We start from the raw sequence: 11164 nt of genomic DNA, 5'->3' as shown, positions 1-11164 counted from the left end.
GCCGGCCCCCGGGGGCACGTCAGCGGCCGCCGATCCGCCGGCGCCGCCCACGAATGATCACCGCTCGCGGTTCACCGAGCAGGGCGAGATCGTGGCGGGGGTCGGCGTCGTAGACGACCGCGTCCGCCGGAGCGCCCTCGACCAGGCCGGGCAGGCCGAGATAGGCGCGGGCGGTCCAGGACGCGGCGGCGATCGCGTCGTGCGGGGACACCCCGGCCGCGACCATGGCCCGGATCTCCCGGGCGATGCCGCCGTGCGGCCGGGTGTCCGTGCCGGCCAGCACGGTGACCCCGGCCTCGACGGCGGCGGCGGTCAGCCGGCCGTGCGCGCTCGCCCCCGGCACGTACCAGCTCCGGCCGGCCCGATCCGGGTCGGCGGTGATCCGCTCAAGGGACTCGGTGATCACCGCCAGCGTCGGGGTCAGCGCGATGCCTCTCTCCGCCATGCGGGGCAGAAGCCGGGGATCCAGGCCCATGCCGTGCTCGATCGAGTCCACGCACGCCTCGACCGCGACCTCGCCACCCGCCGCGTGCTGCGAGTGCACCGCCAGGCGCCCGCCCACCGCGTGTACCCGCGTGACGGCCTCCCGCAGCACGTCCACCGGCATGACCTCGTCGCCGGGCTTCCAGTCGACGACCACCTTCGCCCATCCCGTACGGGCGGCCTGCTCGGCGGCGACGGCGGGCAGGTCCACCGGCTCGGGCCGGCGACCCCACCCCTCGAAGAACTGTCCGTGCTGGACGATCCACGGCCCGGCGTGCCGGGCCCGGGGGCTGTCGTCGTGCCGGCCGAACCACTCGGGCGGATCGCCGGCCAGGCCCGGGGACCGGATCAGCGTGACCCCCGAGTCCAGGTGCGCCCGGAGGTCGCGGCGCAGGGTGCCGTCGTCCAGCGGCCGGCCGGGCGCCTCCGCCCCCGGGTGCGTGTGCGCGTCGACCAGCCCCGGCAGGATCCAGCCCTCGGCCACCAGTTCGGCGTGGGGAACCGGGTCGGCCGTCCATCGGTCGCCGTCCGCGTAGAGGTCGATCGGCTCACCGTGGGGAAGGGCGAAGCCCCGGATGCGCAGCGCTGCCATGCCGGCGATCCTAAGGTCGATCGACACCTCGCGATGGCCGGCGATCGGCGAACCGTGATGGTGTGCGGAATTGGACGAGCCGCCCCGGCGCCGGAGAATCGGCTACGAGGCGGCTCGGGTCTTTGCGGGCTAGGCCCTGGCGCAGGCGGTGCCGTTGAGGGTGAAGGCGGCCGGGGCCGCGGTGTTGCCGGTGTGGGTGGCCTGGAAACCGAAGCTGGTGCTCGCGTTCGGGGCCAGCGTGCCGTTGTGGGCGACGTTTCTGGCGGTGACCGCACCCGAGGAACCGGTCAGGTTGGCGTTCCAGGAGCCGGTAATGGTCTGGCCGGAAGGCAGCGTGAATCCGAGCGCCCAGCCGTTGAGGGCAGTACTGCCTGTATTGGTCACCGTTACATTTGCGGTAAGGCCGGTGTTCCAAGTGTTGGTCGCATAGGTGACGCGGCAGGCGGAACTGGCGGGCGGCGGCGAGGTTGTTGTCGGCGGGGAAGTGGGGACGCCTCCACCGTTAACCGTGGCCGCGAAATCGGTCACGGCCAGACCGGCGCCGCCGATCCACGGCTCGAATCCGGCTTGAATGCTCGTCAAATACCAAGCGTTGGTGATCGCGCCGCGATTCTGCACGTCGCGGATGAAGTCGAGGACGCTGAACGACCATGACGTGATCGGTGCCGGTGCCACGTACGAAATCACGGCATTGGCGCCGTTGCTCCCCCGCCACACCTCCCAGGACCGGCCGCCGATCGTGGTGGTGCCGACGACCGAGCCGATGGGCTGGATGGAGCCCTGCCGGTTGAACCAGATCATGATTTCCTGCTGGTTGACGCCGTCGGTCCGCGGCGAGGGGTCCAGCCAGATGTCGAACGCGGCGTCGTAGGTGGCGCCCTGCACGTAGTTGAAGCTGACCCGGCTGGTGGCGCTGGAGATGTCGCTGACCCGGATCGGCAGGTTCGTGCCGGGGGAGCACTTGGTGTAGTGGCAGCCGAAATAGACCGCCGGATAGGAGACCGGGGCACCGCTGGTGCTGCCGGTGCCCTGCTGGCTGGTGATGGTGAAACCGCTGCCGGTCACGTTGATGCACTGCTGGGCCGAGGTGCCCCAGCGGTTGTTCATCACGACGTAGCGGCCGCCGATGGTGGTGGTCCCGTATTGCTCGCAGATCTCGGCGTCGGCCGAGGCGGGCCCGGCGACGGCGAACGCCGCCACGCCGGCCGCGGCGAGCAATCCGGCGGCCAGGCAGGCACGGAAGAGGCGTCTCATTTCCACATGCTCCGGGGGAGGGGGACGGGGGTGGGAGCGCTCCCAGCACACGTTACAGGACATTCACAAGCATGAAAAGAGGGGCACCGGAGGAGCGGAATTGCGACATGCGAAGGGGTCAAATTTGCTCTGACAAGGGTCGGGAGACAGAATGAAAGCGTATCGACATTCACGGCGTCGCCGACGTGCGCATAGTCGTGACTCAAATGACATCGCTGTAGGAGCGGGGCACACCATGGCCAAGCAGGTAATAACCCTTCTGACCGACGACCTCGACGGTGGGGAGGCCGACCGCACGGTCGAGTTCGGACTGGACGGTGTGAACTACACGATCGACCTCTCCGAGAAGAACGCCGGCAAGCTGCGCAAGGCGCTCGACCCGTTCCTGAACGCGGCGACCCGGGTCGGCCGCAGTTCGGTCGCGTCGCCGGCGCGCCGGGGCGCCCAGGCCAGCACGGGCCGGGCCAGCCGCGACCAGAACCAGGCGATTCGCGAGTGGGCGAACAAGAACGGCTATGAGGTCTCCGAGCGCGGCCGCATCCCGAGCCACATCGTCGAGGCGTACCACAGCAAGCGCTGAACCGAATCGGCGCCGCCGGGAAACCGGCGGCGCCGCTTTGTTTTGTGGGGGAGGCAAGCGAATGCCGGTCGTCATCGTCACGGGCGCGTCGAGCGGGATCGGGCGCGCCACCGCCCAGCGCCTGGCCCGCAACGGCACCACAGTCGTGCTGGCGGCCCGCCGCGCCGACAAACTGCGGGCGCTGGCCGAGGAGACCGGCGGCCTCGCCGTCCCGACCGACGTCCGCGACCCGGCGGCGATCACCGCCCTGGTCGCCCGGGCCCGCGAACTGACCGGCCGCGTCGACGGCCTGGTGAACAACGCCGGCCTCGGCGGCGCCGCGTCGATCCTCTCGGACGACGAGGTGGTGGTCGGCATGGTCGAGGTGAACCTGATCGCCCCCATCCGCCTGATGCGCGCGGTCATCCCCCTCATGCGCGACCAGGGCACCGGCGCCATCGTCAACATCGGCTCGGTGGCCGGCGAGGTCGGCATGAGCGGCGCCTATTCGGCCACCAAGTTCGCCCTGCGGGGCATGACCGATTCCGTACGCCGTGAGCTGGCCGGCACAGGCATCGGCGTCACCCTGGTGGAGCCCGGCTACATAGCCGGCCCCGCCAACAAGAACCGCCCCGGCCTCCCCGGCCCCGAGATCGTCGCCGCCGCCATCGAAAAGGCCCTGAAACACCCCCGCCGCCGGGTGATCGTCCCCGCCAAATACCGGGCCGCCGTCGCCGCGGCCAACGTTTTCCCGTTTCTCGCCGACCGCATGTACGCGGGCAAGGCCGCCGGCAAGAACGAACTGAAAGGCCGCCTCTGAGCCGGCCGCCCCACCTTGCCGGCTCACTCCGCTTCTCCGCTAGCCGCCTGGCCGCCGACTTCGATCGGGTGAGGCGGCAATTCGCCGCCGCCGCCCGCACCGACGACGATCGACGACCCGGTACGGTGCCGCCGGTGGACCACGGCGCGTCTGGTCGCGCTCGACCTCGAAGGAAGCTCGCCGAGCCGGCCCGGCGGGGTGAGGCCGCCTTCGACGAGATCCGCGGTGACCTGCTCGCCCGGCTGGCCGGTGTCTACCTGGTCGGGCACAACATCGGCGTGGACTGGCGGATGCTGCACTGGCATCTGCCGGAACTGTCGGTCGCGGGGCTGATCGACACTCATCGCCTGGCAAAGCCGCCAACGTGACCGGCGCTAGGCCTCGCCGATCTGCTCCCCACCGTCCGCCTCACCGGCGCCGTCACCCACGCTGCGCCCGGCAGCCGGCCGCATCGGGCGCTGGGGGATGCCGCCGGCGCCGCGTTGCTGCTGCCTGAACTGGTCCGACGGCGACCCGGCGCTTCACTACCGGCATCCCGACGGCGCCGGCAGCCTCACCGCCGTTGGGCTCACGGGCCCGGCTGACCGGCACAGGCGGAGACGCTGCTGCGCACCGCGGTCCGCGGCGTCACCCACATCGACACCGCCGCCGTCCCCGGGCCGCGCACCGTTCTCTGCGCGACGGCGATTCGCCGCTGGTAGCGGGGCGGGCGGGGAGAACGATGGGCGCGGACGTCGCCTTCGGCGCGGGAATTGGTGCTCGGGCTGCCATGGTTGCTCTGGGGCCGCGCGGTTCTACGACCCTTCGCCGGGCTGAGAGGATGGTGGGTGTGGATCTGAGTGAGGCGCGGGAATTGGTGCTCGGGCTGCCGCGGCTGCTCGGGAGCGCACGGCGGGTTCGGATCTACGACCAACGGGGGCCGATGGCGCCGCCGCGGAAGCGGCGGGACTGGGGGGAGTCGTCGCTTCTCGCTGATGTCACGTATGTCCCGGCGGTGGCGGCGTTCGCCGAGGCGCTTCGGGTGCGGGCGGACACCGAATTCATGGACTGGATGGAGCATCCGGGGCTCTGGCTCGTGTTCGACGGGGCGGACGGGCGCCCCCTCGTCCGGCTGGGGCTGCTCGGAACCGAGTGGCTGCGATGGGGCTCGCGCGGCGATGTTCAGCTTGCCTCGCCGGACACGTTGCGGTCGGTGCTGTCCGCGTGGGTAGGTCCGGGCGGCGCGCAGTAGAGTTTGCGCGATGCTGCGACGGCGCCTGCTCTATCCGATCGTGGTCGCGCTGTTGCTCGGGCAGATGGCGTTCGCCATGGTGACGACGGCGGTTCAGCAGTCGCCGACCATCGACGAGCCGGTCTATGTGGGTACGGCGGCGGTCTACGCGCAGCAGCACAGCCTGCGCTACAACCCGGAGCATCCGCCGCTGGCCAAGCTGCTCATGGCGGCCGGGATGGCCTTCGAGGACGCGGAGCTCGATCCGGCTTACCGGGGCGATCAGACGATGCTCGGACGGCATCTGCTGTACGAGTCGGGGAACAACCCGTTCCGGCTGATGCTCGCGGCGCGGCTGCCGATCATCGTGCTCACGCTGCTGTTCGGGCTGGTGGTGCTCTTCTTCGCCCGGGACCTGGCCGGGCCGTGGGCGGGGCTGGTGGCGCTGGCCCTCTACAGCTTCTCGCCCGACCTGATCGCCCACGGATCGCTGGCGACGCTCGACGTGCCGGCGGCGGGTCTCGTGCTGACCACGTTCTGGCTGCTCTGGCGGGGGCGCGAGAAGCCCAAGCTCTACCTGCCGCTGGCCGGGGTCGCGCTGGGCGCGGCGCTGGCGACCCGGGCCAGCACGCTTCCGGCGGTGCCGATCGCTTTGCTTCTTGCGCTCTTTCCCCTCCGTACGCCATGGAAAGCTCTGGGCAGGAAGGTTTTGACCGCCGTGGGGGTCGGGGTGATCGCGGTCGCCGTGGTCTGGGCGGTCTACCTGGCCGTGGATCCGCGGCTCCGCTTCACCACGCCGGCCGGGGTGACGAACCCGGGCGGACTGCGCGGGCTCGCGGTGGACCTGCTGCCGTTCCCGAAGGCGTACCGGGACGGGGTGCTGATCCAGTTCAAGTTCGAGTCGCAGACGTTCAACGGGTTCCTGCTCGGCGAGGCGTACCGGGGGTCGCGCTGGTACTACCTGCCGGCCGCGCTGCTGATCAAGACGCCGCTGGGGATGCTCGCGCTGTGGGTCGCCGGGACGGTCGCGCTGCTGGTCAGGAAGTGGGTCGCGGGGCTGTACACGCTGCTGCCGGCCGGGGTGCTGACGCTGGTGGCGATGACGGGGGCGCGGGACTACGGCAGCCGGTACGTCATCTTCCTGCCGATGTTCCTGGCGGTGGTGGCCGGGACGGTGATGCTGATCCGGTGGAAGTGGACGTGGATCCCGGCCGCGGTGCTGGTCGCGGTCGTGGCGGTGAGTTCGTTGCGCACGTTCCCGTACTACCTGCCGTACTCGAACGAGGCTTTCGGCGGTACCGCGAACACCCACAACAACCTGCACGATTCGAACGTCGACTGGGGTCAGGACCTGCCGCGGCTGGCGGCGACGCTGAAGAAGAAGTACCCGGGCGAGAAAGTGTGGCTGGTCTACAAGGGAAGCGGGGTGCCGAGCTACTACGGCATCGACGCGCCGGACCCGCTCGGGGTGCCGCTCGACGAGGTGCACGGGATCGTCGTGGTGTCGGACTCGCGGGTGGCCCTCGCCACCAACCAGCTGAAGCGGCTGATCGACTCGAGCACGGTGATCGATCAGGTCGGCTTCTCAATGACCGTCTACCGCCGCTGAGCCGAGCGTGAGCAGGCCGGTCACCGCCACCACCAGGGCCCGGCCGAGCCGCGAGGCGAAGTCGACCCGCGAACCCGCCAGCCGGGGGTCTCGAACGGCCTCGGCCACCCCGGGGGACGGGTTGGCGAACGGCCACAGGCCGGCCAGGAGCAGGATCGTGTACGAGACGAGCTCGCGGGACGACGGCCCGGTCAGCTCCGGGATCCGCTCCCGCAGCTTGCCGGCCAGCGCCGCCTGGAGCTCGCCGTTCGCCAGTTTGAAGTCGCGGACCGCCTCGGCCGAGATGTTGCGTTCCAGCTCGGTGCCGAGCGAACTCCACAGATCGCAGATCAGCGGCCGCCCGGCCAGGGACCGGGCCAGCGCCTCCACCACCCCGGCCGGCGGGCCGGCGGGCAGCTCGAGCGTGTCGAGCCACTCGCCGACGGCCTGGTTGAGCAGCGCGAAGAACACCGCCTCGCGCGTCTCGAAGTAGCGGACCACGTTGGTCTTGGACAGGCCGACCCGGCGGGCGAGCTCGCGGAGGCTGATCTCGCTCACCGGCATCTCGGCCAGCAGTTGCTCCGCCACCTCGAGGATCGCCCGCCGGCGGGCCTCGCGCTGTTCGGGGCTGCGGGCCCGCTGGAAGTCAGTCATCGCCGGTCACCTTACGCAAAGCTGACCGACTCGCTCACCGCCCGCCACTCGGCGTCCGAGGCGGCGAGCGCGTCGGCCTTGGCCTGGGCGACCGCGACGGCGTCGGCACCGAGCAGCAGGTGCAACGGCGGCTCGGGGTGGTTTGCCACGTCGATCAGGACCTGGGCGATGCGGGCCGGGTCGCCGGGCTGGTTGCCGTTGTGCTCGCTGAAGCGGGCCACGGCCGGCTCGAGGACCGGCTTGTACGCGTCGCTGATGGGCAGCGTGCCCATCGAGTCGCCGGCCCAGTCGGTGCGCATGCCGCCCGGCTCGGCCACGGTGATCCGGATGCCGAACGGCGCGACCTCCCGGGCCAGTACCTCGGAGAAGCCGCCGACGGCCCACTTGGCCGACTGGTAGCCGCCGAGGCCGATGCTGGCGACGCGGCCGCCGACCGAGGAGATCTGGATGATGTGGCCGCCGCCCTGCTGCCGCATGACCGGCAGCGCGGCCCGGGTGACGTTGACGACGCCGAAGAAGTTGGCCTCGATCTGGGCCCGGAAGACGTCCTCGGGCATGTCCTCGATCGCCGCCACGTCGGCGTATCCGGCGTTGTTGACCAGCACGTCGAGCCGGCCGAAGGCGCTGACCGCCTCGGCGACCGCGTGCCGGGCGGCGGCGGGGTCGGTGACGTCGAGCGCGACGGCACGGACCCGGTCGCCGTAGGTCGTGGTGAGGTCTTCCAGTTGTTCCGGGCGGCGGGCGGTGGCCACGACCCGGTCGCCGTGCTCCAGCACGGAGACGGCCAGCTGGCGGCCCAGGCCGCGGGACGTACCGGTGATCAGCCAAACCTTGCTCATTGCGGGCTCCTTAAGAGGCCAGTGGACTTTTGCTACGTCCACCGTAACGGGCCACCGGCCTCTTATATGCCCGTCGTGTCGGGGGTCACTCGAGTCCGAGGATGCCGGCCGCCTCCTCGCGCATCTGGACCTTGCGGACCTTGCCGGTGACGGTCATCGGGAAGCCGTCGACCACGTGCACGTAGCGCGGGATCTTGTAGTGGCTGAGCTTCCCGGCGCAGAACGCCTTCACGTCGTCGGCGGTCAGCGGGGAGGCCCCGGGGCGCAGGACCACCCAGGCCATCAGCTCCTCGCCGTACTTGGGGTCGGGGACGCCGATCACCTGGACGTCGGCGATGTCGGGATGGGCGTAGAGGAACTCCTCGACCTCGCGCGGATAGACGTTCTCGCCACCGCGGATCACCAGGTCCTTGATCCGGCCGACGATGTTCAGGTAGCCGTCGGCGTCCATGGTCGCCAGGTCGCCGGTGTGCATCCAGCGGGCGGCGTCGATCGCTTCGGCGGTCGCCTCGGGCTGGTTCCAGTAGCCGAGCATCACCGAGTAGCCACGGGTGCACAGCTCGCCCGGCTCGCCGCGGGCCACGGCCAGGCCGGTGGTGGGGTCGACGACCTTCGACTCCAGGTGCGGCATGACGCGGCCGACGGTCTCGGTACGCCGGGCCAGGTTGTCGTCGGGGCGGGTCATGGTGGAGACCGGCGACGTCTCGGTCATGCCGTAACAGATCGCCACCTCGGCCATGTTCATCTCGGCCACGACCCGCCTCATCACCTCGACCGGGCAGGGGGAGCCGGCCATGATGCCCGTACGCAGGGAACTCAGGTCGTACGCGGCGAAGTCGGGCAGGCCCAGTTCCGCGATGAACATGGTGGGCACCCCGTACAGCGAAGTGATCTTCTCTTGCGAGACGGCCCGCAGCGTGGCGGCCGGGTCGAAACCGGGGGCGGGCAGCACGACGCACGCGCCGTGGGAGGTGGCGGCGAGATTGCCCATGACCATGCCGAAGCAGTGGTAGAGCGGCACCGGCAGGCAGACCCGGTCGTGCTCGGTGTAATCGATCAGCTCGCCGACGAAGTAGCCGTTGTTGAGGATGTTGTGATGCGACAGCGTCGCGCCCTTGGGAAATCCGGTCGTTCCGGACGTGTACTGGATGTTGATCGGATCGTCGAACGACAGGTCGGCGACGACCGGACCGCCCTCCTCGTAGATTTCCGGCAAGTCGGAAATGTAGATGACGTCGCGGAACCCGATCTCGCCGATCATCGCGCGATAGTCGCTGGTCTTGAATGAGGCGGCGCTGATCAGCAACCGCATGCCGGACTGTTCGACGACATAGCGCAATTCGTGCGTACGGTAAGCGGGGTTGACATTTACCAGAATTGCCCCGATTTTGGCCGTCGCGTACTGCGTGATCACCCACTCGCCGCAGTTCGGGGCCCAGATGCCGACCCGGTCGCCCTTGGCGATCCCGCGCCGGAGCAGTCCCCGCGCCAGCCGATCCACGTCGTCGTTCAGTTCCGCGTACGTCCAGCGGCGCCCGGCCGCCACGTCCACCAGAGCCTCCCGCTCACCGAAGCGGGACACCGTCCGTTCGAGGTTGGCGCCGATCGTCTCGCCGAGCAGGGGCAGATCCGAGGTTCCCGATGCATACGACAGCATTTCCGCAGCATGGACCGGCCGCCACCGCCGGCGCTAGAGTCAGCGCGGAAGTGGCGGCCGGAGCGGGCTCAGTGCTTCTTGATCCAGGCCTGCTGGTGGTTGTTCGTCTTGTTGCTGCACTTGGCGGCGTCGCCGCGGAGCAGCGTGGCCGTGATGACGTCCACATTGACCTGGCAGATCTGCGCCGCCTGGAGCACCGACACGTTCTGGAACAGGTAGTACTCGTTACCGGAGGCGATGTCGGTCACCGTGATGTCGACGTTGCCGATGTCGATGGTGGCCTGGGCCGGGGCGCTGAAGGCCAGCACCGCGGCGGCGCCGGCGGCCACCGCGAAAGCAGAGCGAATCCGCATGGAGTCCCTTTCTCAACGGCGGGCGTCCTGCCCGCACGGCGGCAATTTGTCCATAAAAAGGGGCTTTGTAAAAGTGGAAACGCCGGGACCGGGAAAGGTCAGACCGCACCGCGACACTTTCGGATTAAGGTCAGCCCGTGAGAATGCAGCGTGCAATTGTCTCGGCCGGCGGAGTCGCGGTCGTGGACGCCGAAGTGCCCACGCCCCGGCCCGGTGAGGTTCAGGTGCGAACGGCGGTGGCCGGGATCTGCGGGTCGGACACGCACGCGCTGCACGGGCTGCATCCGTTCATCGAGCTGCCGTACGCGCCCGGCCACGAGGTCTCCGGCACGATCTCCGCGCTCGGCGACGGCGTCAGCGCGTTCCAGGTGGGGCAGCGGGTCACCGTCGAGCCGTTCCTGCCCTGCTGGGAGTGCAAGCAGTGCCGGGCCGGCCGGCAGAACATCTGCGAGCGGCTGCGGTTCTTCGGCTGCGCCCACGACCAGGGCGGCATGGCCGACTACTTCACCATCGACCAGCGCCGGCTGCACGTCATCCCGGACGAGCTCGACTGGCCGGCGGCGGCGTTCATCGAGCCGCTGAGCACTCCGGTGCACGCGGCCGGGCTGGCCGGCGGCGTGGCCGGAAAGACCGTGGCCATTCTGGGGGCCGGGCCGATCGGGCTTCTCACGCTGCAAACCGCTTGGGTGTACGGGGCCACGCGCGTCGTGATGACCGCGCGTTCCGCCGCCAACCGCGAACGGGCGCTGTCCTTCGGCGCCTCGGCCGCCGTCGACGCGACCGCTGACGATGCCGTCGAGCAGATCCGGGACGCGCTGGGCGAGAGCGCCGACGTGGTGTTCGACTGCGTCGCCACGCAGAGCTCGATCACCCAGGCGCTGGGCCTGGCGGCCAAGGGCGGCACCGTCGTCGTGGTCGGGGTGCCGCCGGCCGACGTGACCATCCCGCTGCCGCTCGTCCAGGACAGTCAGCTGCGGATCCAGGGCAGCGCCACCTACCTGCCGGACGACTTCACCGAGGCGATCCGGCTGCTGGTCACGGGAGCGGTCGACGTGTCCCGGCTGGTGTCGGCCACGTACCCCCTGTCGCAAGCCGCATCGGCCTTCGACGATGCCGCCTCGGGCCGCCATCTCAAGGTTTTACTGGTCTGAGGTC

Annotated in this window: 12 protein-coding genes; 6 read left to right on the top strand and 6 right to left on the bottom strand. The window is 70.2% G+C overall.

What is annotated here, in order from left to right; genetic code table 11:
- Positions 1–19: 19 nt before the first annotated feature.
- The gene (locus ACGFJ7_RS00800) at positions 20–1075 is read right to left on the bottom strand and encodes an amidohydrolase family protein (protein ID WP_360241264.1); all 1056 of its coding nucleotides are present in this window, start codon (positions 1073–1075) and stop codon (positions 20–22) included.
- A gap of 129 nt (positions 1076–1204) precedes the next feature.
- A complete protein-coding gene (locus tag ACGFJ7_RS00795; RefSeq protein ID WP_392639994.1) occupies positions 1205–2329 on the bottom strand; it encodes a cellulose binding domain-containing protein in 1125 nt (374 codons plus the stop codon).
- A gap of 235 nt (positions 2330–2564) precedes the next feature.
- On the opposite strand from ACGFJ7_RS00795, the gene ACGFJ7_RS00790 reads away from it, so the two are divergent.
- From ACGFJ7_RS00790 to ACGFJ7_RS00770, 5 genes are all read left to right on the top strand, one after another.
- Positions 2565–2909 carry an Lsr2 family protein gene (locus tag ACGFJ7_RS00790; RefSeq protein ID WP_360241258.1) on the top strand — a complete coding sequence of 115 codons (345 nt, stop codon included), beginning with the start codon at positions 2565–2567 and terminating at the stop codon, positions 2907–2909.
- Between the two features lie 61 nt (positions 2910–2970).
- Complete coding sequence (locus ACGFJ7_RS00785) at positions 2971–3708, top strand: SDR family NAD(P)-dependent oxidoreductase (protein WP_360241255.1); 738 nt, start codon at positions 2971–2973, stop codon at positions 3706–3708.
- Positions 3709–3776: 68 nt separating this feature from the next.
- Positions 3777–4076, top strand: coding sequence for a hypothetical protein (locus ACGFJ7_RS00780; RefSeq protein WP_360241252.1), 300 nt, complete (start codon positions 3777–3779; stop codon positions 4074–4076).
- A gap of 461 nt (positions 4077–4537) precedes the next feature.
- On the top strand, positions 4538–4939 hold the full coding sequence (locus ACGFJ7_RS00775) for a hypothetical protein (protein ID WP_360241249.1): 402 nt from the start codon (positions 4538–4540) through the stop codon (positions 4937–4939).
- A gap of 10 nt (positions 4940–4949) precedes the next feature.
- Complete coding sequence (locus ACGFJ7_RS00770) at positions 4950–6527, top strand: glycosyltransferase family 39 protein (RefSeq protein WP_360241246.1); 1578 nt, start codon at positions 4950–4952, stop codon at positions 6525–6527.
- On the opposite strand, the gene ACGFJ7_RS00765 is transcribed toward ACGFJ7_RS00770, so the two are convergent.
- The 4 genes from ACGFJ7_RS00765 to ACGFJ7_RS00750 form a co-directional block, all read right to left on the bottom strand.
- The gene (locus ACGFJ7_RS00765) at positions 6504–7160 is read right to left on the bottom strand and encodes a TetR family transcriptional regulator (RefSeq protein WP_360241243.1); all 657 of its coding nucleotides are present in this window, start codon (positions 7158–7160) and stop codon (positions 6504–6506) included. The two genes, ACGFJ7_RS00770 and ACGFJ7_RS00765, sit on opposite strands and share 24 nt — an antisense overlap.
- Before the next feature lie 11 nt (positions 7161–7171).
- Entirely contained in the window at positions 7172–7999 is an 828-nt protein-coding gene (locus tag ACGFJ7_RS00760; RefSeq protein ID WP_360241240.1) for an oxidoreductase, read from the bottom strand.
- Positions 8000–8084: 85 nt separating this feature from the next.
- A complete protein-coding gene (locus tag ACGFJ7_RS00755) occupies positions 8085–9656 on the bottom strand; it encodes an AMP-binding protein (RefSeq protein ID WP_360241237.1) in 1572 nt (523 codons plus the stop codon).
- Positions 9657–9724: 68 nt separating this feature from the next.
- The gene (locus ACGFJ7_RS00750) at positions 9725–10009 is read right to left on the bottom strand and encodes a hypothetical protein (RefSeq protein WP_392639989.1); all 285 of its coding nucleotides are present in this window, start codon (positions 10007–10009) and stop codon (positions 9725–9727) included.
- Between the two features lie 143 nt (positions 10010–10152).
- On the opposite strand from ACGFJ7_RS00750, the gene ACGFJ7_RS00745 reads away from it, so the two are divergent.
- A complete protein-coding gene (locus ACGFJ7_RS00745) occupies positions 10153–11160 on the top strand; it encodes a zinc-binding dehydrogenase (protein ID WP_392639986.1) in 1008 nt (335 codons plus the stop codon).
- Positions 11161–11164 lie beyond the last annotated feature (4 nt).

Source organism: Actinoplanes sp. NPDC048988 (assembly GCF_043197815.1).
Taxonomy (GTDB): Bacteria; Actinomycetota; Actinomycetes; order Mycobacteriales; family Micromonosporaceae; genus Actinoplanes.
Note: the sequence above shows the minus strand (reverse complement) of the source record. Positions and strands in the feature narration are given on the sequence as shown.

What these genes read in the sequence shown, in the direction of transcription:
- ACGFJ7_RS00750 (WP_392639989.1), bottom strand. Translation starts at nt 10,009, where the DNA reads ATGCGGATTCGCTCTGCTTTCGCGGTGGCCGCCGGCGCCGCCGCGGTG.
- ACGFJ7_RS00800 (WP_360241264.1), bottom strand. Translation starts at nt 1,075, where the DNA reads ATGGCAGCGCTGCGCATCCGGGGCTTCGCCCTTCCCCACGGTGAGCCG.
- ACGFJ7_RS00790 (WP_360241258.1), top strand. Translation starts at nt 2,565, where the DNA reads ATGGCCAAGCAGGTAATAACCCTTCTGACCGACGACCTCGACGGTGGG.
- ACGFJ7_RS00760 (WP_360241240.1), bottom strand. Translation starts at nt 7,999, where the DNA reads ATGAGCAAGGTTTGGCTGATCACCGGTACGTCCCGCGGCCTGGGCCGC.
- ACGFJ7_RS00765 (WP_360241243.1), bottom strand. Translation starts at nt 7,160, where the DNA reads ATGACTGACTTCCAGCGGGCCCGCAGCCCCGAACAGCGCGAGGCCCGC.
- ACGFJ7_RS00745 (WP_392639986.1), top strand. Translation starts at nt 10,153, where the DNA reads ATGCAGCGTGCAATTGTCTCGGCCGGCGGAGTCGCGGTCGTGGACGCC.
- ACGFJ7_RS00785 (WP_360241255.1), top strand. Translation starts at nt 2,971, where the DNA reads ATGCCGGTCGTCATCGTCACGGGCGCGTCGAGCGGGATCGGGCGCGCC.
- ACGFJ7_RS00795 (WP_392639994.1), bottom strand. Translation starts at nt 2,329, where the DNA reads ATGAGACGCCTCTTCCGTGCCTGCCTGGCCGCCGGATTGCTCGCCGCG.
- ACGFJ7_RS00755 (WP_360241237.1), bottom strand. Translation starts at nt 9,656, where the DNA reads ATGCTGTCGTATGCATCGGGAACCTCGGATCTGCCCCTGCTCGGCGAG.
- ACGFJ7_RS00770 (WP_360241246.1), top strand. Translation starts at nt 4,950, where the DNA reads ATGCTGCGACGGCGCCTGCTCTATCCGATCGTGGTCGCGCTGTTGCTC.